The organism is Sphingomonas sp. CCH5-D11, assembly GCF_001557395.1.
In the GTDB taxonomy this organism is placed as follows: Bacteria; Pseudomonadota; Alphaproteobacteria; order Sphingomonadales; family Sphingomonadaceae; genus Sphingomonas.
Genome location: NZ_LSKH01000327.1, coordinates 1 through 354, shown reverse-complemented (window position 1 = coordinate 354; position 354 = coordinate 1). Strand labels below are relative to the sequence as shown.

Genomic DNA, 354 nt, shown 5'->3' with positions numbered 1-354 from the left:
CTGACGCTGACGCTGACGCCGACGCGGATGCGGATGCGGATGCTGATGCCGACGCTGACGCTGACGCTGACGCTGACGCTGACGCAGATGCTGATGCTGATGCTGATGCTGACGCAGATGCGGACGCTGACGCTGACGCCGATGCGGACGCTGACGCTGACGCCGATGCGGACGCTGACGCTGACGCAGATGCTGACGCTGACGCAGATGCTGACGCTGACGCTGACGCTGACGCCGACGCCGACGCCGACGCCGATGCCGATGCCGATGCTGATGCCGACGCCGATGCCGACGCGGATGCCGACGCAGACGCGGATGCTGACGCTGACGCAGATGCCGACGCTGACGCCGATG

At 67.2% G+C, this 354-nt stretch carries 1 protein-coding gene; it reads left to right on the top strand.

What is annotated here, in order from left to right; genetic code table 11:
- The coding region (locus AX702_RS24305) for a hypothetical protein (RefSeq protein ID WP_197420704.1) at positions 1-354 on the top strand (354 nt) is incomplete at both ends.